This is a genomic window from Streptomyces sp. NBC_01320, assembly GCF_035974375.1.
Lineage (GTDB): Bacteria > Actinomycetota > Actinomycetes > Streptomycetales > Streptomycetaceae > Streptomyces > Streptomyces yanii.
This window is the reverse complement of sequence record NZ_CP108390.1, coordinates 3,485,861-3,506,120: the sequence shown is the minus strand read 5'-3', so window position 1 is coordinate 3,506,120 and position 20,260 is coordinate 3,485,861. Positions and strand designations below refer to the sequence as shown.

Genomic DNA, 20,260 nt, shown 5'->3' with positions numbered 1-20,260 from the left:
AAGATCGTCCGCATGGAGCTTGCACTGTTCTTCGCCGAGGTCGACGCCCAGCCGTGGGCCGAGCTGCAGCATGCGTACGGAAGCGCCGCCGATGTGCCCGACTGCCTGCGGGTGCTCGCCGGGGACGACGAGGACGCGGCGTCCGAGGCGCTCTCCGAGCTGTACGGCAGCATCCTGCACCAGGGGTCGGTGTACGAGGCGACGGCCCACGCGGTGCCGTATCTGGCGCGGCTCGCGGAGGCCGGGCACCGCACGGAGGATCTGCTGGTGCTGCTCGGCGGGATCGCGGAGGGCGGAGAGGACCAGGGGGAGACGGATGAAGCCACCTGCCGGGCAGCCGTCGTCGCCCAACTGCCGTTGATCCTGGGCTGGATCGCCGACGAGAATCCCGGGTTGCGGCAGGCCGCCGCGTGGACCGGGGCCATGACGGGGGCATCCGGTCAGGTGCTGCCGGTGCTCCGGAGGCGCTGGACGGAAGAGACGGACCCCCTTGTCCGGGCCGAACTTCTCGGCGCCATCGCCCATCTGGACCCGGCAGGCAGCGTTGCCGAGGCGACCGAAGCCATGGGTGCGGGCGAGCCGGGCGAGGTGAGGATCGCGGCCCTGCTGGCCGGCGTCGACGCGGGCCGGCCCTGGGGCCCCGCCCACCACGAGGCGATGCTGATGCTCCTCCCGGCCGACGGGCTGGTCCGGAGTCGCCTCGACCAGGAGCGCAACGAACCGCTGCAGTATGTCGTCGATTCCCTGCTGCTCCGTGACACCCCCGAGGACCGCGAAGCGGCCTACGCCCTGCTCGACGCGGCACTGCGCAGCTCCGACCCCGACGCCCGCGCCGAGGCGCTGTGGGCGGCCGAGACCGCCTGTCAGCTCTCGCGCAGCGCGCCCGAACGGTTGGCCGCGCCCCTGTGTGCCCTGACGGCCGACCCGGCTGCCGTGCCCGCGGCGTACTCGCTCCTCCGGAAGCTGGGTGTCCATGGAGCGGCGGCCGCCCCGGTCCTGGCCCAACTCGCAGCAGGGCAGGGCGATCCGGCGGACCGGGCCCTCGAAGCGCTTGTCGCCGTGGCCTCCGCGCAGGCCGCGCCGCTCCTTGCGCGCGACCTGGGGCAGCGCCCGCGCGCGCTCGGTGCCGTATGCGGCTTCCCGGTCCGAGGGGGAGCCGCCCTCTCGTTCCCGTACGACCCCGACCTGCTGGACGCGATCCGTGTCCGCCTCGTCGCGGACGATCTCGAAGGCAATGAGCCGTTCTGGCTCACTGCCCTGCTCACCGCCTGGGGCAGCCGGGCATCCTCGGCCCTGCCTGAACTGCGGTCGGCGCTGGCGCGGTTCCCGAAGGTCGTCCCCAGGGCGCTGGTGGCAGTCTGCCCGCCGGAACACCGCGCGAAGGCGGCGGAACTCCTGACCACCGCGGCCCGCTCCGGACCGAAGGCGGGCAGGCTCGCGGCGGCCGGGGCGGTGCACGAGCTGACCGGCGACACCGGCCCCCTGCTGGCAGCGACGGCCGCACGGCTCGCCGAGGGTGGCTACGACGCACGGGAGGCTGCGAGCATCGCCGGTGAACTGGGCCCGGAGGCAGCCGATCTGGTGCCCGCTCTGCGGTCCGCGCTCACCGTCCCCGGGCCGAACCGCACCATCCCGCAGCTGGACGGCGATGTCGAGATCGCCACCGCCCTGTGGCGGATCACGGGGGACGCCGAGGATGTGGTGCCGGTGCTCGCCGGGGTGCTCGCGGAGGTCGAACCGGCCTGGATGCGCTGGACGTTCATTCGCGCCGCGGGAGCGGCGGCCCTCATCGGAGAGGCGGCCCGCCCGCTGGTCCCCGCGCTGGAGGGCCTGCTGGCGGACCGGCAACAGACCCCCGCCGCGGTACTTGCCCTGCACGCGATCGCACCCGAGTCCCTCGACGCCCCTCGGATGGCCGGCCTGCTCCTGGACGCCGCAGAGGCGGACGCCGAACCCGTCACCGCCATCGAAGCCCTGGTTGCCCTCGGTCCGACCGCCCTCACCGACGACCACCTGAACCGGCTCACCGCCCTCGCTGAAAGGGACCTGCGGGTGACGGCGTCAGGACTGGAGTCAGGCATCGCCCCGGCCGACGAACGACTGCGCGACCGGGCGCGCGAGGCGGTGCGTACGCTGCGACCGCACTGACCACGCGTGCCGGATCGCCTGCGCGCCGCGGGCAACGCCGAGATCTGTGGACGGGACGATGTCATCTGCCGTCCGGTCACCGAATCCCCGCGAGCTCGCCGTCATCCGGAGCGAAGGAGACCCCGCGAGTGGGTGCGCGGTTTCGTCGACCCGTGCTGCCTCTGCGCCGAGCCCTGACAGCCGGGCCCCTGACAGCCGGGCCCCTGACAGCCGGGCCACCGCACGGATAGCCTTCGACGGGAGTTCCATGTGGCGCAGCGCGAGCACGCCACCGATCGATGTGTCCGCAGTGCCGTCCGCCTCCACCCGAGACCCGGTACGCCGGACGCCTCGCAGAGCCACGAACGTCCGCGACCGCGGGACCGGCGGGCCGCACCGGACCTCCGGTGCGGCCCGCCGTATCGGCCGGGCGTGGGGCGGGCGCGGCCACGCCTCTCCGGCGGCGGCCGTCCCGCGCAGACGTCAGTCCCCGGGCTGCCAGTCCGGGCGCCGGCCGCTCATGGCGATCGCCTGGTCGACGAGGGGCGCGTCGGACGGTACGGGGACCGGCGGTCCGAAGATGTCGGGCCGCGGGATGTCGTCGCGGGGCGTCAGCATGGCCAGCGACACCCGCAGGCTCGCCTCGTCCGCCTCGTACGCCTGCCCGGTGGAGCGGGCCAGGTCCCAGCCGTGGACGACCAGCTCGTTCAGTGCGACCATCGCGGCCACCTCGCCCGGCAGATCCACACCGCCCGCCCTGGTCATACCCTGCCGGGCGGCAGGGTCGCGCCAGGCTGTCACCAGTTCGTCCAGCAGGGGCGGCAGTGCCTCGCGCCAGTCGTCGCCGAGGACCGGCAGTGCGGCGGCCGGCGAGCTGTCGGTCGTCGGCCCGAGATCCTTCCGCGCCGCGTCGCGGAAGGCCGTGCTCAGCCCGACCAGATGGGCGAGCAGCTCCCGTACCGCATAGTCGGGGCAGGGGGTGGGGTCGGTCAGCTGTTTCTCCTCGATGCCGTCGAGCAGCGCGGCGATCTGGCGTGCGGCAGGTCCCAGATCGGCCGTGGGCATCGTTTTGGTTTCGGTATCCATACTCTTCAGACCGCTCCGGCGCCCGGAACTCATCGGTCCTCGCGCGGGGAGTCCACGCCCGCACCGGTCGCATGCGGAACGTACTGCCCCATCCTCTTGTCGTGGACCCGCCAGCAGTGTCATATAGGTCCAGACCATTGCTGCCGGATGGAAGGCAAGACCGTGCAACGCCCCCACGCACACGCCGCGTTGGCCGCCTCCGCCGCCCTGCTCCTCGCCACGCTCACCGCGTGCGGCGGGACCGCCGATGCCGCCGACACGCAGAGACCGACCGCGCCCGGTGGGGTGACGGCGCAAGCGAGCAGCGCCACCTCCGTCCACGTCATGTGGGACCGGTCCTCCGACAACAAGGCGATCACCGGCTACGAGATCTACCGCAAGGGCAAGCAGGTCAGGTCCGTCGCGGCGACCCGGCAGATGACCGACGTCGACGGACTGACCCCCTCGACGGCCTACACCTTCACCGTCCGGGCCCGCGACGCCGCCGGAAACCTCTCCGCTGCGAGCAGGGCCGTCGCCGTCACCACCCCCGCCCCCACGCCTGCCGACCACGGGCCGCCGACCCGCCCGGTCGAGCTGCGCGGCAAGGCCGACGGGGGACGCTCGGCCACCCTGTCATGGGGAGGTTCGACGGATGACGTGGGTGTCACCTCGTACGACATCTACCAGGAGGACTCCCGTATCCACAGCGTGCCCGGCACGCAGACCACGGCCCACCTCACAGGGCTGCGCCCCGGGACCGTCTACACCTTCACCGTCCGGGCCCGCGACGCCGCCGACACGTCCTCGCCGGACAGCAACGACTTCGACCTCACCACCCCGTCCGCCCCGGGCGCCCCGGCGAATACCGCCCCCACCGAACTGCGGACCGACAGTCGTGTGCAGGGCAAGGAGTACGTGATCGACCTCGACTGGAAGCAGCCGGACACCGGCGGCGAGATCCCCGCATACCAGCTCTTCATCGACGGCCGGCTGACCACCACGATCGTGTGGGGTGGCAAGCCGCCCGCGGGCCGGGCGAGCTACCGGCTGACCGTCGGCGACCCGCGCGGCACGCGGTACTCGATGAAGATCCGCGCCAAGCTCCCGGACGGGAAGTGGGGTGACTTCTCCGCCCGGCGCACCATCGTCCTCGGCGGCTGACAAGAGTTCACGCGGACAGACACGGCGAGCGGGAAGCCGCACCGAACGGGCCATCGATCCGGGAAACCTCCCATTCGGGAGTCACGTCTTCAGGGCACGGCCACCGAACCCGCCGCCCACGGCGGCCCATTGCCACCAGGCTTCCAGCGCCGGTGGGTCCATCGAGCCCCAGTCCGGTGCGGCCTCCACCAAGGCATGCCCCAGTCGCCGCCCCAGCTCCACCATGGCCCGGCCGGCCGCGGTGCGCTCGGAGTCGTATGCACGGAGTGCCTCGGCCCAGCAGGGCGCGGACCGGAGCGCCGACTCGAGGGCCGTCGCGTCCTGGAGCGCCTTGACGGCACCGGCACCGGTGTGCGGGCGGGCCACGGTCGCCGCGTCGCCGGTCAGCAGGAGCCGGCCGGTGGCGTAGCGCGGCGCCGTGAAGTCGTACAGCGGCTGGACGAACAGCTCGTCCGGCGCGGTCAGACCGACCAGGCCGCCCCAGTACGGTGGCAGCAACTCGGCGGCGATATGGGCGAGATGGGAGTGCAAGGCGTCGGTGAGCGTGCCGGGCGGCAGGCTCGTCGGAGTCTCCAACGACAGTTCGAGATCCGGGGGAGGAGCGGTGTAGAGCACCCAGTTCACCCGCTGGCCGCCGGTGGCGTCCGGGATGCGGTAGACGATCACGTGGCCGCCCGGGAAGACGACGTACGCACACTTCTCGACGTCCCACAGCCGCCGGTCGGCGGCGGACATCCTGGAGACGGGGAAGGCGCCGCGCCAGGCGAGATAGCCGGCGTACTCGGGGCGAGCCGCGGAGGCGAGCCCGGCGCAGACCTCGGTGCGGACGAGGGAGCGGTAGCCGTCCGCACCGATGGCGAAATCGAACACCTCGGTACGGTCGCTGCCGTCGACGCCCGTGATGCGTAACGCAACCCCGTCCGGGGCGTGTCGCACCGCGCCGACGGTGGTGCCGGTACGGAAGTCGACCTCGCCAGGAACCCGGGTCCGCAGTTCCCGCCAGAGCGGACCCCAGTTGTACGTACGGAACGGGAAGGGCATCTCGCCGATCAGCTGTCCGAGGGGTGCGCCGCCCTCGCCGCGTACGTACCAGCGCCGACGGTTCAGCTGGATCCAGGGCATCCCCGCGTCCAGATACCCGGCCGACCGAAGTTCCTCGTACCGGTCGTCGTGCACGGCCAGCCCGACGCCCCGCTCCGCCAACCGGCCCGGCGCGCGCTCCAGGACCACGATCTCGTCGGCGCCGCCCCGGTGCGCGGCCAGTGCGGCGGCGCATCCGGCGACGCTGCCGCCCACGACGACGACCCGGCCTCCACGCATCTGATGTCTCCTCGGCTGCACGGTGGGAAAATGCCCCACGGACCACACCGTTCCTAACCAGTGTGCGTGAGTCCTGAACCCACTGTTGCGTACTGGAAGCATCCCGAACGTTTGTGGATGCGCTGGGTTCCCGCTTTCGCTTCCCGTTCGGCGACAGTCCTCCAGGGGGCCGGTCCGTGGTGGGTGGGCGGGTTCCCTCGCGCCCCCGGTCACCTGATCCGGCCTGGACGGTCCGATGCCCCGCACGATCACTCCGGTCGTGTGGGGGCGGTGCCGTCCTTCCTCAAGCTCTCAACTACGTTCGAGCAGGGGATACCCCATCCCGGACCGGGTACCCGAGAGCGCGTCGACCGATCGCGATACCGGCGGCATCGTGACGGGACATCGTTCGGCGTGGGGTGGCCAGCGGTTTCTGCCAGTGCTGGGCACCCCACTGGGAGGTGTAGGCGGGGTCGACCGCGATGATCGCGAGGCCCTGTTCGGCGGCCATGGACACGAGTCGGGCCTTGAGCTTGCCAGTCGGGATGCCTGCCACCGCCAGGACCCACTCCCGCACACCACCACTCACTTCGGCTCAGACCGACAGCAGCTCGCAAACCCCGCGGAGCGCGCCCTCCACGGAGGTCAGGCAGCGTTCCGCCACGATGTCCGAGCTGTTCGACATCCCCACGCAGGCCGACTTCATCCGGTCCTTCGCCGACGCGGGCACGGTCGACCGTGCCCCGTACGGGATCCCGTTCCTGGCCAGCACACCGCGCAGCGCTCCGCCCCCGGTGCTGTGCGGTACCGGGGGCGGAAAGCCCGACGAAGTCGGAGCGGCTCAGACCAGCTGCTCGTACGCCGGCAGTGTCAGGAAGTCCGCGTAGTCCGGGTCCAGCGACACCTGGAGAAGCAGGTCGTGGGCCTGCTGCCACTTGCCGGAGGTGAATGCCTCCTGGCCGATCTCCTCGCGGATCGCGGCGAGTTCCTCGGCGGCGACCTTGCGGGCCAGGTCCGCCGTGGCGTGCTCGCCGTTCTCGAAGACCACGTCCGCGTTGATCCACTGCCAGATCTGCGAGCGGGAGATCTCCGCCGTGGCGGCGTCCTCCATCAGGTTGAAGATGGCGACGGCGCCCATGCCGCGCAGCCACGCCTCGATGTAGCGGATGCCGACGGCGACGGCGCCCAGCAGGCCGTCGTACGTGGGCCTGGCGTCCAGGGTGTCGATGGCGATCAGGTCGCCCGGCGCCACGGAGACGTCCTCGCGCAGGCGGTCCTTCTGGTTCGGCTTCTCGCCGAGAACCGCATCGAAGGAGGCCATCGCGATCGGGACGAGGTCCGGGTGGGCGACCCAGGAGCCGTCGAAGCCGTCGTTCGCCTCGCGGTCCTTGTCGGCCTTGACCTTCTCGAAGGCGACCTTGTTGACCTCGGCGTCGCGCCGGGACGGGATGAATGCCGCCATGCCGCCGATCGCGTGCGCACCACGCTTGTGACAGGTGCGGACGAGGAGCTCGGTGTACGCGCGCATGAACGGGGCGGTCATCGTCACCGCGTTGCGGTCCGGCAGGACGAACTTCGAGCCGCCGTCACGGAAGTTCTTGACGATGGAGAAGAGGTAGTCCCAGCGGCCCGCGTTCAGCCCGGAGGCGTGGTCGCGGAGTTCGTAGAGGATCTCCTCCATCTCGTAAGCGGCGGTGATCGTCTCGATCAGGACGGTCGCGCGGACCGTGCCCTGCGGGATCCCGACGTAGTCCTGGGCGAAGACGAAGATGTCGTTCCAGAGGCGGGCCTCCAGGTGCGACTCCGTTTTCGGGAGGTAGAAGTAGGGGCCCTTGCCGAGGTCGATGAGGCGCTGGGCGTTGTGGAAGAAGTAGAGGCCGAAGTCGACCAGCGCGCCCGGCACCGGGGTGCCGTCGAGCTGGAGGTGACGCTCGTTCAGGTGCCAGCCGCGGGGGCGGGTGACGACCGTGGCGAGCTCGTCGGCGGGCCTCAGTGCGTACGACTTGCCGGACCCGGGGTCCGTGAAGTCGATGCGGCGCTCGTAGGCGTCGATCAGGTTGAGCTGGCCGAGGATGACGTTCTCCCACGTGGGGGCGGACGCGTCCTCGAAGTCGGCGAGCCAGACCTTGGCGCCCGAGTTCAGGGCGTTGATGGTCATCTTGCGGTCGGTCGGACCGGTGATCTCCACCCGGCGGTCGTTCAGCGCGGCCGGGGCCGGGGCGACCTTCCAGGAGTCGTCCGCGCGGATCGCTGCCGTTTCGGGCAGGAAGTCCAGCGTGGAAGTGCGGGCGATCTCGGCGCGGCGCTCGCCGCGGCGGGCGAGCAGCTCATCACGGCGGGGCGTGAACTGCCGGTGCAGCTCGGCCACGAACGCGAGGGCCGCGTCGGTCAGGACCTCATCCTGCCGGGGCAGGGGCTCGGCATCGACGATGGCCAGCGGGGACGGCGCTGGTGCGGACATGAGCTGTCACTCCTTCAGCGGGCGGTGCGGGCGGCGCCTTCGTGGCCGCCGGGTCGCCTCTATGGCACGGCGTGCCAGGGCTCCGGGATACGGCCGTGGGCGCCGTCTGGGGTACAGAACGCTTCTGACCAGTGGATAGTAGTTTCCTCATGGTGGAAGTTCAATGGTTTGTTGATGTCGAGATTCTCCGGGTCGACACAAGTGGGGTGGGGCTGGCGCAGCGTGCCAACGCGCTCACAGCACGTTCAGTCGAGGTGCCTCAGGTCCTCCGCGGTGTCGATGTCGTAGGCCTCCGCCACATCGGAACACTCGACGAGGGTGATCGCATCGCGGTGCGCCCGCAGGTACGCACGCGCCCCCTGGTCGCCCACGGCACCCGCCGCGATGTCCGTCCACCGGTCGGCACCGAACAGCACCGGATGGCCGCGCTCCCCGTCGTACGAGGCTGCCGCCAGCGTCACCCGGGAGCGGTACGCCGACCGGACCCGCGCCACCGCCTGCGCACCGATGCCCGGCTGGTCGACCAGGAGGACGAGCGCCGCGTCCGCCTTCGTACCGGAGAGCGCGCCGAGCCCTGCCCGCAGTGAGGAACCCATGCCTTCCGGCCAATGCGGGTTGACGGTCACCGCGCATCCCGAGAGGTCCGCCCGCGCCCGCACCTCGTCCGCCGCGGCGCCGAGCACCACATGGACGGGGTCGCAGCCGCCCTCCCGCAGAATGCGTACGGCGTGCTCGACGAGCGGCCGTCCGCGGTGTTCCAGCAACGCCTTCGGCCGGCCGCCGAGCCGCCGGCCACCGCCTGCGGCGAGCAGCAGACCTGCGACGACGGGGTGAGATGAATGAGCCATGAGGCCCTGAATACCTCACCACGCCCATGAAGTCCTACCCGACCCGACCGTGGCCCGCGTCCCCTCGTGGTCACCCCGATTTCAGTCTCCGGAGTGGCGCACGGCACCTTTCATGGCGTTAACTTGCCCGCATCCCCGGACACTTGACCACGGTCCGGGGCAGGGTCGAAACACCGGCACAAAGATGTGCGAGGGGGAGTGCTTTGTTGCGAAGCGTGGGGCAGACGCGGGTGACCAGCAGTGACGAGGACCCGAGGGTGACGGAGTTGCGTACGGCCGTCTCGCGGCTCCGCCGTGAGCTGGCGGGGCATCCCGCCGAGTTCCCCGACCGGGGGATCGCCGAGGACGAACTGGCGGCCTTGGACGCGATGGCGGTCACCGGTGTGCCCGAGATTCCGCGGCTGCGCCGCTCACTGCTGCTGATCGCGGGGGCGATCGGCTCGGTCAGCGCACTGGCATCCGCGCTCAGGGACGTGCGGGTCGCCGTGGATCTCTTCGGCGAGCCGCCGCGCAGCTGAGTACGGGAGGGGGTGCGGCGGGGGTCAGCGGCGAATGAGGCGCCGCGCCGTTGCCGCAGCCACCGCCGACGTGCGGGAGTCGACGCCCAATTTGGCGTAGATGTGGACCAGGTGCGATTTCACCGTCGCCTGGCTGAGGAACAGCGCCTTGCTGATCTGCAGGTTCGACAGTCCCTCACCGACCAGTTGCAGCACCTCGAGCTCGCGCTTGGTCAGGGCCTCCGCGGGCGTCCGCATGCGGTCCATCAGCCGGTGCGCGACGGCCGGGGCGAGCGCCGAGCGGCCGGCCGCCGCCGTGCGCACCGCTGCCGCAAGCTCCTCGGGCGGGGCGTCCTTGAGGAGGTAGCCGCTCGCGCCCGCCTCGACGGCCGCCAGGATGTCGGCGTCCGTGTCGTAGGTGGTGAGGATCAGGACCCGGGGCGCGTCGGGCGCCGCGGTGATCGCCGCGGTGGCCTCCGAGCCGTGCAGGCCCGTCCCGAACTGGAGGTCCATCAGCACGACGTCGAACTCGCCCGTCGCCGCGAGCGCCACGGCCCGCTCGGCGGTGTCGGCCTCGGCGACCACGCGGAAGTCCGGCTCGGTGTCGAGGACGGCCCGCAGCCCCGCACGCACCACCGGATGGTCGTCGGCGAGCAGCAGGCGGATGGGGGTGGTGCTCATGCGGCGGACCTCTCTTCGTGGCCTGGCAGTGGGAGGGGGAGGGTGAGCGCCAGGGCGGTGCCCTGGCCGGGGGCCGATTCGATACTCAGCGTGCCGCAGAGCGAACCGGCCCGGGCCCGCATGGCGGGGAGACCGAAACCGCTGGTCTCCGCGTCCCTCGAGACCGTGGGTGCGCCCGGCGAGAAGCCCCGGCCGTCGTCCACGACGTCCAGCGACACCGAGGTGTCCATGAAGCTGAGCGTGATCTCCGCGCGCCGGGCTGCGGCGTGCTGCACCGTGTTGGCCAGCGCCGACTGGGCGGTGCGGAGCAGCGCCACCTCGTACGGAGTCGGCAGCTCCACCGGCGTCCCGCTGACCGCGAACTGCACCGCCAGATCCGGTCCGGTGGTGCGCGCGCAGAGGCGTTCGAGGGCGCCCGCGAGCGAACCGTTCTCCAGATCGGGCGGGGAGAGGGCGCGTACGAAGCGGCGGGCCTCGGCAAGATTTTCCTGCGCGGCTTCGCGCGCCCGGCGCACATGCGCCGTGGCGGGGGCGTCCGGCGGGAGGGTGCGTTCGGCGGCGCGCAGCAGCAGCTGAATGCTGGACAGGCCCTGCGCGAGCGTGTCGTGGATCTCGCGGGCCAGCCGCTCGCGTTCGGCGAGCGTTCCCGCCGTGCGCTCGGCGACGGCCAGCTCCGCCCGGGTCGAGACCAGCTCCTCGATCAGCTTGCGGCGCCGCTCGCTCTCCCGGAACAACGCGTCGTACCCGAGGACCGTGGCGATCGCGACCGCCGCACCGAGCAGCGGCCCGATGAACGCGCCGGGCGTGATCTGCCCGCCGTGCAGCACAAAGCCGGTGATGGCAGCCGCCGCGGTGACGACGACGGCGGGCAGACCCCAGCGCATCGGCAGCAGATGCAGCTGCAGGAAGTACAGCGGGAAGGCCAGCCACAGGGCGTCCGGCGAGAGGACGAGAAGCGCGAACCAGAGCGCCCCGAGGAGCGACAGCCACAGGGCGGCCGCCCTGTTCTGCGGCTGCACGGCGGGGGCGAGCGCGCCCGCCGCGTAGACAGCGGCCATGACGCAGGCGAGCGCGACCACGGCGGTCGCGCTCGATGCGCCGTCGCTCACGGCCGGCACCGCGGCGAGCGCCAGCAGTCCCAGCAGCAGTGCGTGCAGACACAGCCGCAGTGCGGCGGCGACCGGGGTGTGCGAACGCGAATCCATGATGCGTTCCAGCGTAGACGCGCGCCGTCCGCGGCCGGTCAATCGAAAGGTTGATGTCAGGCCCGACCGGCGTGCGATGTTTTTGCGGACCGGTCGACCGAGGCTGGAGCCATGTTCGTCGCATGGAGAGATCTCCGGTTCGCCAGGGGCCGGTTCGCGCTCATGGGCACGGTCGTGGTGCTGATCACGCTGCTCGTGGGCTTGTTGTCCGGTCTTACGGCCGGTCTGGCCAGGGAGAACACCTCGGCCGTCACGGGGCTGAACGCCGATCACCTCGCGTTCGCCGCTCCGCCCGACGGCCAGTCGGTGTCCTTCACCAACTCGACCGTCGGGGAGAGTGCGTGGCGGAGCTGGGCTGAGCAGCCCGGTGTCGATGCCGCGCAGCCCCTCGGCATCCGTACGCTCAACGCCGCCGCCGTTGGAGGGAAGGGGACGGCTGCCGTGTCGGCGTTCGGTGTCGAGCAGGACTCGGGCCTTGCCCCGACGGCCGGCGGAGCGCGCGTCGCCCCGGGGAGGGTCGTGCTCTCGGAGCAGGCGGCCGACGAGCTCGGCGCGGCCGTCGGCGACCGGGTGCGACTCGGCCGCGTCGAGGTGCGTGTGGCGGCGGTCGCGGGAGATGCCTCGTACAGCCATACGCCGGTCGTGTGGACCTCGCTCGACGACTGGCAGCGCTTCGCGGACAGCGGGACGGGCGGCGCGCCGCACGCCACGGTGATCGCCCTGACCACCACCGGCGGCGCCGACCTGGCCGCCGGTGACACGGCCGCCGGCACCAGCACGCTCTCCCTCGACGACTCGCTCACCGCCATCGGCTCCTACCAGGCCGAGAACGGCTCGCTCCAGCTGATGCGCGGCTTCCTCTTCGCCATCTCGGCCCTGGTGATCGGGGCCTTCTTCACCGTCTGGACGATCCAGCGCAGCGGCGACGTCGCCGTCCTCAAGGCGCTCGGCGCCTCCACCCCGTACCTCCTGCGCGACGCGCTCGGGCAGGCGGTCGTGATGCTGGCGATCGGTACGGGACTGGGTGCCGCGCTCGCCTCGGGCATCGGCGCGGTGGTCAGCGGCGGGGCCGTGCCGTTCGTCCTCGACGCGGCGACCGTCCTCGTTCCGTCGGCCGTCATGATCGCCCTCGGTGCCCTCGGGGCGGCACTGTCCATCCGGCGGATCACCGCCGTCGACCCGCTCACCGCACTCGGGAGTGCCCGATGACCCTCACCCTCGCCGATGTCACCCTCACCTACCCCGACGGCGACGGCCGGCTCACCGCACTCGACCGGGTCTCGCTCGACGTCCCCGAGGGCTCGCTCACCGCGGTCGTCGGACCGTCCGGCTCCGGCAAGTCCAGCCTCCTCGCGGTGGCCGCGACGCTGGTCACGCCGGACGAGGGGCGGGTCGTGGTCGCAGGCCGGGAGACGGCGGGACTCGGACGCGCGGAGAAGGCGGCGCTGCGCCGCGAACACATCGGCATCGTCTTCCAGCAGCCGAACCTGCTGCCGTCGCTGACCGCCGTCGAACAGCTTCAGGTGATGACCCATCTGTCGGGCGGCACCACGCGCGGCGCCCGCGGGCGGGCGCTGGAGCTCCTCGACGCGGTCGGTCTGGCCGACAAGGCGGGCCGCAGGCCGCACCAGCTCTCGGGCGGTCAGCGCCAGCGGATCAATATCGCGCGGGCGCTGATGAACGATCCGGCGGTACTCCTGGTCGACGAGCCGACGAGCGCTCTCGACCATGAGCGCGGCGCGGCGGTACTGGAGCTGCTGATCGCGCTGACCCGGGAACGGTCGACGGCGACCGTGCTGGTCACCCACGACCGGACGCATCTGGAACGGACGGACCGGACGGTGGTGATGCAGGACGGGCGGCTGACGGCAGCGGTGCTCAGCTGACCCGAACATGTCGGTGCCCGCCGGGTCCCTGCCCGGCGGGCACCGCTGCGTCCGTATGGTCTCAGCCGGTCGGACCGCTGCTGGCCAGCGCGTCGGACAGTTCCTTCGCGACCTGCTGCAGGATCGGCACGATCCGTTCCGTCGCCGCCTCCGTCACCCGTCCCGCCGGGCCCGAGATCGAGATCGCGGCCGAGGTGGGGGAGTTTGGTACGGAGACCGCCAGGCAGCGGACCCCTATCTCCTGCTCGTTGTCGTCGACCGCGTAGCCCGCCCGGCGGACCTGGTCGAGTGCGTCCAGGAAACCGTCCGGGGTGGTGATCGTCTTCTCGGTGGCGGCCGGCATTCCGGTGCGGGCCAGCAGCGCCCGTACCTCCTCCGGCGGAGTGTGCGCGAGCAGCGCCTTGCCCACCCCGGTGGAGTGGGGGAGCACCCTGCGGCCGACCTCGGTGAACATCCGCATCGAGTGCTTCGACGGCACCTGGGCGACGTACACGATCTCGTCGCCGTCGAGCAGCGCCATGTTCGCGGTCTCGCCGGTCTCCTCGACGAGCCGCGCGAGATACGGACGGGCCCAGGTCCCGAGCAGCCGGGACGCGGACTCGCCGAGCCGGATCAGGCGCGGGCCGAGGGCATAGCGCCGGTTGGACTGCTGGCGTACATAGCCGCAGACGACCAGGGTGCGCATCAGCCGGTGAATGGTGGGCAACGGAAGTCCGCTGCTCGCGGAGAGTTCGCTGAGCCCGACCTCGCCCCCGGCGTCGGCCATCCGTTCCAGCAGATCGAAGGCGCGCTCAAGTGACTGCACACCGCCGCTGGAACCGGCGGGTTTGGAGTCGGATGTGCTGGCGTGGGACGGCGGCACGTCAACGGTCCTTTCGAGGCGGAAGGGCAAGGCAGCAGCCTACCGGGAGGTTCCCGATCGGCCCACTGCTCCCGGTGCGGCGTCCTGGCCGGTCAGGGCCTGTTTGTCCGGGTGTCCGGGATCAGCCGGACCGTTCCGCGATGCCGCACCTGGCCCATGCTACGTTCCGCCCTTCGAAATTGGTCTTTTACTTTGTGGAAATCTCCAGTCGGATGTGCGAGTGGTCCGCTTGCTGTCCGGCGAGGAAGGTGGGGTCTTGACGGGCTCGAATCCCGAGTGAAGACTCCTTCAACAGTTCGTTGAATTTCTTCGGTGGCCGTGAGCCGCCGACCATGCGGAAGTGAGGAGCACGGGTGTCCGGTGCGGACGTGAACCTGGTACTGCGCTCGACGCGCGTCGTCACCCCCGAGGGGACGCGCCCCGCGGCGGTGGCCGTCGCAGGCGGTGCGATCGACGCCGTTCTGCCGTACGACACCGAGGTGCCGACCGGTGCCCGGCTCCAGGACTTCGGCGATGACGTCCTGCTGCCCGGCCTCGTCGACACCCATGTCCACGTGAACGACCCCGGCCGCACCGAGTGGGAAGGTTTCTGGACCGCCACCCGCGCCGCCGCAGCGGGTGGGATCACCACCCTGCTCGACATGCCCCTCAACTCGCTCCCGCCGACCACCACCGTCGGCCATCTGCGTACCAAACAGCAGGTGGCAGCCACCAAGGCGCACATCGACACCGGCTTCTGGGGTGGCGCGATCCCGTCCAACGTGAAGGACCTGCGGCCGCTGTACGAGGCCGGGGTCTTCGGCTTCAAGTGCTTCCTGTCGCCCTCCGGGGTCGAGGAGTTCCCGGAGCTCGACCAGGAGCAGCTGGCCCGCTCCCTGGCCGAGATCGCCGGCTTCGACGGGCTGCTGATCGTGCACGCCGAGGACCCGCACCACCTGGCGGCCGCGCCGCAGCGCAGCGGACCCGCCTACGCCGACTTCCTCGCCTCCCGGCCGCGCGACGCCGAGAACACCGCCATCGAGAGCCTCATCGCGCACGCCAGGCGGCTGAACGCCCGCATCCACGTCCTGCACCTGTCGTCCAGCGACGCGCTGCCGCTGATCGCCGCCGCCAAGCGGGAGGGCATACGCGTCACCGTCGAGTCCTGCCCGCACTTCCTCACCCTCACCGCGGAGGAAGTCCCTGACGGGGCGACGGAGTTCAAGTGCTGCCCTCCGATCCGGGAAGCCGCCAACCAGGATGCGCTCTGGGCCGGGCTCGCCGACGGCACGATCGACTGCATCGTCTCGGACCACTCGCCCTGCACCACGGACCTCAAGACGCCGGACTTCGCCTCCGCCTGGGGCGGCATCTCCTCCCTCCAGCTCGGACTGCCCGCCATCTGGACCGAGGCGCGCCGGCGCGGCCACTCGCTCGACGACGTGGTCCGCTGGATGTCCGCCGCCCCCGCCGAGCTGGCCGGACTGACCCGCAAGGGCGCCATCGAGGCCGGGCGCGACGCCGACTTCGCGGTCCTCGCCCCCGACGAGGCCTTCACCGTCGACCCCGCCGAGCTCTTCCACCGCAACCAGGTCACCGCCTACGCCGGTAAGAACCTGCACGGTGTCGTGAAGTCGACCTGGCTGCGCGGGCGGCGGATCGCAGCCGACGGCGTCCTCGCCGAGCCCACCGGCCGCCTCCTCGAAAGGAACCACTGACCATGACGGCGACAGCGCACTTCACCGGTGCCGCCGACCCGTACTCAGGCGGCGACCCGTATGCCGACTACCGCACCGCCGACTTCCCCTTCACCCACCTCGTCGATCTCGCCGACCGGCGGCTCGGCGCGGGTGTGATCGCAGCCAACGACGAGTTCTTCGCCGAGCGTGAGAACCTGCTGAAGCCGGGGCCCGCGGAGTTCGACCCGGAGCACTTCGGGCACAAGGGCAAGATCATGGACGGCTGGGAGACCCGTCGCCGCCGCGGCGTCAGTGCCGCGCAGCCGCACCCCTCGGACGAGGACCACGACTGGGCGCTGGTACGGCTCGGCGCGCCCGGCGTCGTACGCGGCATCGTCGTCGACACCGCCCACTTCCGGGGCAACCACCCGCAGGCCGTCTCCGTCGAAGCGGCCTCCGTGCCCGGCTCCCCGTCCCCCGAGGAACTCCTCGCACCGGACGTGGAGTGGACAACCCTCATACCCCGTACGGCCGTCGGCGGCCACGCGGCCAACGGCTTCGCGGTCGACGCCGACCGGCGCATCACCCATCTGCGGGTCAACCAGCACCCCGACGGCGGGATCGCCCGCCTCCGGGTCTACGGAGAGGTCGCCCCCGACCCCGCCTGGCTGGCCGCCCTCGCCACCTTCGATCTCGCCGCGCTGGAGAACGGCGGCCAGGTCGAGGACGCCTCCGACCGCTTCTACTCCCCGGCCACCAACACCATCCAGCCCGGTCGCTCCCGCACGATGGATGACGGCTGGGAGACCCGACGCCGCCGCGACAAGGGCAACGACTGGATCCGCTACCGGCTGGCCGGGCAGGCGGAGATCCGGGCCGTCGAGATCGACACCGCCTGCCTCAAGGGCAACTCGGCGGGCTGGGCGAGCCTTTCGGTGCGGGACGGGACGAGCGGCGACTGGGCGGAAGTCCTGCCGCGGACCCGGCTGCAGCCCGACACGAACCATCGCTTCGTCCTCCCGGAGGCCGTGCGCGCCACGCACGTCCGGCTCGACATCTTCCCGGACGGCGGTATCTCACGGCTGAGGCTGTTCGGCTCGCTGACGGAGGAGGGGGCCGCACGACTGGCCGCCCGCCACCGGGAACTGGGCGGCTGACGAGGACGGGTGGCGCCACCGCCTCGCGGGTGGCGGCGCCTGTCACTCCTTCGTGCGCGGCGGCTCCCGCCACCCCCTCGGGTGCGCCCGATGCGTCCGTATCCAGGGCTTATGGGACCCTGGGTGCGTCGCACATCCCGAGCAGGAGTCGTCATGATCTTCATCGCCGTCAAGTTCACCGTCCACAGCGAAGAGCGCGACAACTGGCTGCCCGCCGTCGAGCCCTTCACTCTTGCCACCCGTCAGGAGCCGGGCAACGTGTTCTTCGAGTGGTCGTACAGCGTCGAGAACCCGGACCAGTTCGTGCTCCTGGAGGCCTTCGCGTCCCCCGAGGCCGGAGAGGCGCATGTGAAGTCCGAGCACTTCGCGGCGGCGATGGACCTGATGGCGGACCTCGTCGCCGTGTCCCCGGAGATCATCAATGTCGAGGTCCCGGGCGACGGTTGGTCCCGGATGGCGGAGCTCACGCCCAGCCGTCAGTAAACCCAGCCGCCAGTGATCCGTGAGTCCTGACGGTTCAGAACTCCTCGTGGACATCCGGGTCTCCGCCGTACCGTCGCCGCGGTCCGGCGGAGATCCTGGCCAGTTCGTCCGCCGTCAGTTCGAAGCCGAAGATCTCCAGATTCTGGCGCTGCCGCCCCGGATCGGAGGACTTCGGGATCGGGACCGCCCCCAGCTGGGTGTGCCAGCGCAGCGCGGCCTGACCGGGGGTCACCCCGTGTGCCGCGGCGACGGCGACGAGCTCGGGGTCCGCCAGGAGATCGCGGCCGCGGCCCAGCGGACTCCAGCTCTCGGTCACGATGCCCTTGGCTGCGTGCACGGCCCGCAGCTCCTCCTGCGGGAAGCGCGGATGCATCTCGATCTGGTTCACGGCGGGCAGCACTCCGGTCTCCCGTTCCAGCCGGTCGAGCTGGGACGCGGTGAAGTTGGAGACGCCGATCGAGTGCACCAGCCCGTCCTCGCGGAGCTGGATCATCGCCTTCCAGGTGTCGACGTACAGATCGACCCGGGGCAGTGGCCAGTGGATGAGATACAGGTCCACGTAGTCGAGCCCGAGATTGCGGCGGGACTCCTCGAACGACGCCAGGGTCTGCTCGTAACCCTGATGCCTGCCCGGAACCTTGGTGGTGACGACGATGTCCTCGCGCGCCACACCGCTGCGGGCGATCCCGCGTCCGGTGCCGGTTTCGTTGCGGTAATTGAGTGCGGTGTCGATGAGCCGGTATCCGAGGTCCAGCGCTCCGGCCACGGCGTCCTCCGCCGCGTCGTCCTTCATCGGCCAGGTGCCGAGCCCGACGGCGGGGAGGGTGCGGCCGTCGATGAGAGGGTGAACCGGGGTCTCGGTCATGATCTCCCTTGTCGTTCGAAACCATCCTGACCAGGGTAGGACGGGCAGGGGCACGGGACTGGGAGGGCGCGGCCGGGCGGAGTACGGGTCAGGCCGCGTGGCCGCCGTCCACCACCACCTCCGTACCGGTGATGTACGCCGCTTCGTCACCGGCCAAGTAGGAGATCAGGGAGGCCACTTCAGCCGTCGTACCGAAGCGGTCCAGGGCGGTGTCGGCGCGCTGTCCGGCGGCGTACGGGCCGTCGGCCGGGTTCAGGTCCGTGTCGATCGGGCCGGGCTGGACCAGGTTCACCGTGATGGAGCGCGGGCCGAGCTCATGGGCGAGCGGCTTGGTGAGACCGGCGAGCGCCGACTTGCTCATGGCGTAGAGCGTGCCGCCCGGACCGCCCGCGCGCCTGCTCAGGGCCGTTCCGACGGAGATGATGCGACCGCCGCGCTCCATCCGGGTGGCCGCCGCCCGGCAGGCGAGGAACACCGCCCGGACATTGACGGCCAACACCCGGTCCACATCGGCCGGGGTGAGTGAGCCGATGGGGCCGAGGACGCCGATGCCCGCGTTGTTGACGAGAATGTCGAGCCGGCCGAACGTGTCCGCGGCCTCGTGCACGGCCGCCGGGACCGCCTCGGGGTCGGCCGAGTCGGCGCGCAGGGCGAGCGCGCGGCGGCCGTACGCCTCGATCTTCTGGACGATCTCACGGGCGCCGTCCTCGTCCTGTACATACGTCAGCGCCACATCGGCGCCGTCCTGGGCGAGCCGCAGCGCGGTCGCGGCGCCGATGCCGCGGCTGCCGCCGGTGACGAGTGCGGTCCTGGTGTCGGTGCTGGTCATGGTGGGCTCCTTGCCGGTCGGGGCTGCTGTTTCGACAGGGACAAGGAAAGTCCGTTCGCTGCGCGGTGACCGGCGGGAAACGGACGCCTACGCGGCGGAAGCTCCGCCGGGTGGACCGATGAGTTCCGGGCGAAAGCGGGGTCGGAAGAGACAGCAGTGCACGACAGCCCGGACGGCCCGGGAAGGAGCCGGACGGCTCAGAAGGAGAAGGACCATGGCGAAACTGACACTCACCGCGTTTCTTTCCCTCGACGGCGTCATGCAGGCGCCTGGTCGCCCCGACGAGGACCCGAGCGGCGGATTCGAGTACGGCGGCTGGCTCGTGCCGTTCATGGACGAGGGCATGGAGCAGTTCATGACCGAGGTGTTCGACCGGTCGGCGGCGTTCCTGCTGGGCCGTCGTACGTACGACATCTTCGCCGCGTACTGGCCCGGGGTCACCGACCCGGACGACCCGATCGCCGGCCGGCTGAACCCGTATCCCAAGTTCGTCGTGTCGACCACGCTGGAGAAGGCCGACTGGGAGAACACCACCGTCGTCTCCGCCGATGTCGCCGAGGAGGTCGCCCGGATCAAGGCGCGCACCGTGGGCGGCGAGCTGCAGATCCACGGCAGCGGCACGCTCGCCCAGTCCCTGATGGCGCACGACCTGATCGACGAGTACAACCTGCTGACCTACCCCGTTGTGCTCGGCCGCGGCCGTCGGCTCTTCCCGGAGGGCGGGCTGCCCACCGCGTTCGCGCCGGCCGGCGCCCGCACCACCCCCAAAGGCATCGCGATCCACACCTACCGGCCCGTCGGCCGGGCTCGGTTCGGCTCGGTCGACGACAGGCTCTGAACCGCGCCCGCCCGGTCGGGCGGCCTTCCGCGCCTCGTCGGGATGCGGACGACGGTCCTGGCGCCGCGCTCGCCGGGCAGGGCGGGAGACGGAACGCGTCGCCGCCCCGCTTGCCCTTCACCGCGCCCGCCGATGGACCCACCCGTCCGCCATGTGGCCAAGTGCGCGTCGCCCCTGCACCCGGGTTCGCGGGACCGTTCGTGCAGGAGCGCCGGCCACGCCCGAGCGGTGAGACAGGCGTTCCTGGTGCCGCGGACCTCCCGGTACCGTGATCGTTCCGCGGGTGAGCCGGTGCGGTCTCATGGTTCCCGCTGTGGAGCATCACGAGAACCACG

Annotated in this window: 19 protein-coding genes and 1 pseudogene; 10 read left to right on the top strand and 10 right to left on the bottom strand. The window is 71.5% G+C overall.

Annotated elements, in window-relative coordinates:
* Window positions 1-12 precede the first annotated feature (12 nt).
* Entirely contained in the window at window positions 13-2,148 is a 2,136-nt protein-coding gene (locus OG395_RS16060; RefSeq protein ID WP_327243561.1) for a hypothetical protein, read from the top strand.
* A 462-nt stretch (window positions 2,149-2,610) separates the two neighbouring features.
* On the opposite strand, the gene OG395_RS16055 is transcribed toward OG395_RS16060, so the two are convergent.
* Complete coding sequence (locus tag OG395_RS16055; RefSeq protein ID WP_327243560.1) at window positions 2,611-3,192, bottom strand: TIGR03086 family metal-binding protein; 582 nt, start codon at window positions 3,190-3,192, stop codon at window positions 2,611-2,613.
* Window positions 3,193-3,360: 168 nt separating this feature from the next.
* On the opposite strand from OG395_RS16055, the gene OG395_RS16050 reads away from it, so the two are divergent.
* The gene (locus OG395_RS16050; protein ID WP_327243559.1) at window positions 3,361-4,356 is read left to right on the top strand and encodes a fibronectin type III domain-containing protein; all 996 of its coding nucleotides are present in this window, start codon (window positions 3,361-3,363) and stop codon (window positions 4,354-4,356) included.
* 81 nt (window positions 4,357-4,437) lie between these two features.
* Here the strand turns inward: OG395_RS16050 and OG395_RS16045 are convergent, their stop codons facing one another.
* Window positions 4,438-5,676, bottom strand: coding sequence for an FAD-dependent monooxygenase (locus OG395_RS16045; RefSeq protein ID WP_327243558.1), 1,239 nt, complete (start codon window positions 5,674-5,676; stop codon window positions 4,438-4,440).
* Between the two features lie 70 nt (window positions 5,677-5,746).
* Window positions 5,747-6,247: pseudogene (locus OG395_RS16040) on the bottom strand (IS200/IS605 family accessory protein TnpB-related protein); the annotation flags it as partial.
* Window positions 6,248-6,320: 73 nt separating this feature from the next.
* Between OG395_RS16040 and OG395_RS16035 the strand changes: the two are divergent.
* Entirely contained in the window at window positions 6,321-6,542 is a 222-nt protein-coding gene (locus OG395_RS16035) for a hypothetical protein (RefSeq protein ID WP_327243557.1), read from the top strand.
* On the opposite strand, the gene aceB is transcribed toward OG395_RS16035, so the two are convergent.
* Both aceB and OG395_RS16025 read right to left on the bottom strand, forming a co-directional pair.
* Entirely contained in the window at window positions 6,497-8,116 is a 1,620-nt protein-coding gene (gene aceB / locus OG395_RS16030; RefSeq protein WP_327243556.1) for a malate synthase A, read from the bottom strand. The two genes, OG395_RS16035 and aceB, sit on opposite strands and share 46 nt — an antisense overlap.
* Before the next feature lie 245 nt (window positions 8,117-8,361).
* Window positions 8,362-8,964, bottom strand: a complete 603-nt coding sequence (locus tag OG395_RS16025) for a nucleotidyltransferase family protein (RefSeq protein ID WP_327243555.1) — start codon at window positions 8,962-8,964, stop codon at window positions 8,362-8,364.
* Window positions 8,965-9,179: 215 nt separating this feature from the next.
* Between OG395_RS16025 and OG395_RS16020 the strand changes: the two genes are divergently transcribed.
* Window positions 9,180-9,482 carry a DUF5955 family protein gene (locus OG395_RS16020; RefSeq protein WP_327243554.1) on the top strand — a complete coding sequence of 101 codons (303 nt, stop codon included), beginning with the start codon at window positions 9,180-9,182 and terminating at the stop codon, window positions 9,480-9,482.
* Between the two features lie 24 nt (window positions 9,483-9,506).
* Here OG395_RS16020 and OG395_RS16015 read toward each other — a convergent pair whose 3' ends face one another.
* Together OG395_RS16015 and OG395_RS16010 are read right to left on the bottom strand one after the other, a co-directional pair.
* On the bottom strand, window positions 9,507-10,142 hold the full coding sequence (locus OG395_RS16015) for a response regulator transcription factor (RefSeq protein ID WP_327243553.1): 636 nt from the start codon (window positions 10,140-10,142) through the stop codon (window positions 9,507-9,509).
* Complete coding sequence (locus OG395_RS16010) at window positions 10,139-11,347, bottom strand: sensor histidine kinase (protein WP_327243552.1); 1,209 nt, start codon at window positions 11,345-11,347, stop codon at window positions 10,139-10,141. The genes OG395_RS16015 and OG395_RS16010 overlap by 4 nt, the downstream gene beginning before the upstream one ends.
* A 111-nt stretch (window positions 11,348-11,458) precedes the next feature.
* On the opposite strand from OG395_RS16010, the gene OG395_RS16005 reads away from it, so the two are divergent.
* A complete protein-coding gene (locus OG395_RS16005; protein WP_327243551.1) occupies window positions 11,459-12,556 on the top strand; it encodes an ABC transporter permease in 1,098 nt (365 codons plus the stop codon).
* Window positions 12,553-13,233 (top strand): ABC transporter ATP-binding protein, encoded by a 681-nt coding sequence (locus OG395_RS16000; RefSeq protein WP_327243550.1) that lies wholly within the window; start codon window positions 12,553-12,555, stop codon window positions 13,231-13,233. Before OG395_RS16005 ends, OG395_RS16000 begins: the two co-directional genes overlap by 4 nt.
* A gap of 61 nt (window positions 13,234-13,294) precedes the next feature.
* Here the strand turns inward: OG395_RS16000 and OG395_RS15995 are convergent, their stop codons facing one another.
* A complete protein-coding gene (locus OG395_RS15995; protein WP_326792942.1) occupies window positions 13,295-14,095 on the bottom strand; it encodes an IclR family transcriptional regulator in 801 nt (266 codons plus the stop codon).
* Window positions 14,096-14,448: 353 nt separating this feature from the next.
* Between OG395_RS15995 and allB the strand changes: the two genes are divergently transcribed.
* The 3 genes from allB (at window position 14,449) to OG395_RS15980 (ending at window position 17,393) form a co-directional block, all read left to right on the top strand.
* Window positions 14,449-15,792, top strand: a complete 1,344-nt coding sequence (gene allB, locus OG395_RS15990) for an allantoinase AllB (RefSeq protein WP_327243549.1) — start codon at window positions 14,449-14,451, stop codon at window positions 15,790-15,792.
* Between the two features lie 2 nt (window positions 15,793-15,794).
* Window positions 15,795-16,910, top strand: a complete 1,116-nt coding sequence (alc, locus tag OG395_RS15985) for an allantoicase (RefSeq protein WP_327243548.1) — start codon at window positions 15,795-15,797, stop codon at window positions 16,908-16,910.
* Window positions 16,911-17,063: 153 nt separating this feature from the next.
* Complete coding sequence (locus tag OG395_RS15980) at window positions 17,064-17,393, top strand: putative quinol monooxygenase (protein WP_327243547.1); 330 nt, start codon at window positions 17,064-17,066, stop codon at window positions 17,391-17,393.
* Between the two features lie 34 nt (window positions 17,394-17,427).
* On the opposite strand, the gene OG395_RS15975 is transcribed toward OG395_RS15980, so the two are convergent.
* Entirely contained in the window at window positions 17,428-18,258 is an 831-nt protein-coding gene (locus tag OG395_RS15975; protein WP_327243546.1) for an aldo/keto reductase, read from the bottom strand.
* A gap of 88 nt (window positions 18,259-18,346) precedes the next feature.
* The gene (locus OG395_RS15970; protein ID WP_327243545.1) at window positions 18,347-19,087 is read right to left on the bottom strand and encodes an SDR family NAD(P)-dependent oxidoreductase; all 741 of its coding nucleotides are present in this window, start codon (window positions 19,085-19,087) and stop codon (window positions 18,347-18,349) included.
* 214 nt (window positions 19,088-19,301) lie between these two features.
* Here OG395_RS15970 and OG395_RS15965 point away from each other — a divergent pair, with 214 nt between their 5' ends.
* Window positions 19,302-19,925, top strand: a complete 624-nt coding sequence (locus OG395_RS15965) for a dihydrofolate reductase family protein (protein ID WP_327243544.1) — start codon at window positions 19,302-19,304, stop codon at window positions 19,923-19,925.
* The last annotated feature ends 335 nt before the right edge of the window (window positions 19,926-20,260 follow it).

What these genes read in the sequence shown, in the direction of transcription:
- OG395_RS16060 (WP_327243561.1), top strand. Translation starts at nt 13, where the DNA reads ATGGAGCTTGCACTGTTCTTCGCCGAGGTCGACGCCCAGCCGTGGGCC.
- OG395_RS16055 (WP_327243560.1), bottom strand. Translation starts at nt 3,192, where the DNA reads ATGCCCACGGCCGATCTGGGACCTGCCGCACGCCAGATCGCCGCGCTG.
- OG395_RS16050 (WP_327243559.1), top strand. Translation starts at nt 3,361, where the DNA reads ATGGAAGGCAAGACCGTGCAACGCCCCCACGCACACGCCGCGTTGGCC.
- OG395_RS16045 (WP_327243558.1), bottom strand. Translation starts at nt 5,676, where the DNA reads ATGCGTGGAGGCCGGGTCGTCGTCGTGGGCGGCAGCGTCGCCGGATGC.
- OG395_RS16035 (WP_327243557.1), top strand. Translation starts at nt 6,321, where the DNA reads ATGTCCGAGCTGTTCGACATCCCCACGCAGGCCGACTTCATCCGGTCC.
- aceB (WP_327243556.1), bottom strand. Translation starts at nt 8,116, where the DNA reads ATGTCCGCACCAGCGCCGTCCCCGCTGGCCATCGTCGATGCCGAGCCC.
- OG395_RS16025 (WP_327243555.1), bottom strand. Translation starts at nt 8,964, where the DNA reads ATGGCTCATTCATCTCACCCCGTCGTCGCAGGTCTGCTGCTCGCCGCA.
- OG395_RS16015 (WP_327243553.1), bottom strand. Translation starts at nt 10,142, where the DNA reads ATGAGCACCACCCCCATCCGCCTGCTGCTCGCCGACGACCATCCGGTG.
- OG395_RS16010 (WP_327243552.1), bottom strand. Translation starts at nt 11,347, where the DNA reads ATGGATTCGCGTTCGCACACCCCGGTCGCCGCCGCACTGCGGCTGTGT.
- OG395_RS16005 (WP_327243551.1), top strand. Translation starts at nt 11,459, where the DNA reads ATGTTCGTCGCATGGAGAGATCTCCGGTTCGCCAGGGGCCGGTTCGCG.
- OG395_RS16000 (WP_327243550.1), top strand. Translation starts at nt 12,553, where the DNA reads ATGACCCTCACCCTCGCCGATGTCACCCTCACCTACCCCGACGGCGAC.
- alc (WP_327243548.1), top strand. Translation starts at nt 15,795, where the DNA reads ATGACGGCGACAGCGCACTTCACCGGTGCCGCCGACCCGTACTCAGGC.
- OG395_RS15980 (WP_327243547.1), top strand. Translation starts at nt 17,064, where the DNA reads ATGATCTTCATCGCCGTCAAGTTCACCGTCCACAGCGAAGAGCGCGAC.
- OG395_RS15975 (WP_327243546.1), bottom strand. Translation starts at nt 18,258, where the DNA reads ATGACCGAGACCCCGGTTCACCCTCTCATCGACGGCCGCACCCTCCCC.
- OG395_RS15970 (WP_327243545.1), bottom strand. Translation starts at nt 19,087, where the DNA reads ATGACCAGCACCGACACCAGGACCGCACTCGTCACCGGCGGCAGCCGC.
- OG395_RS15965 (WP_327243544.1), top strand. Translation starts at nt 19,302, where the DNA reads ATGGCGAAACTGACACTCACCGCGTTTCTTTCCCTCGACGGCGTCATG.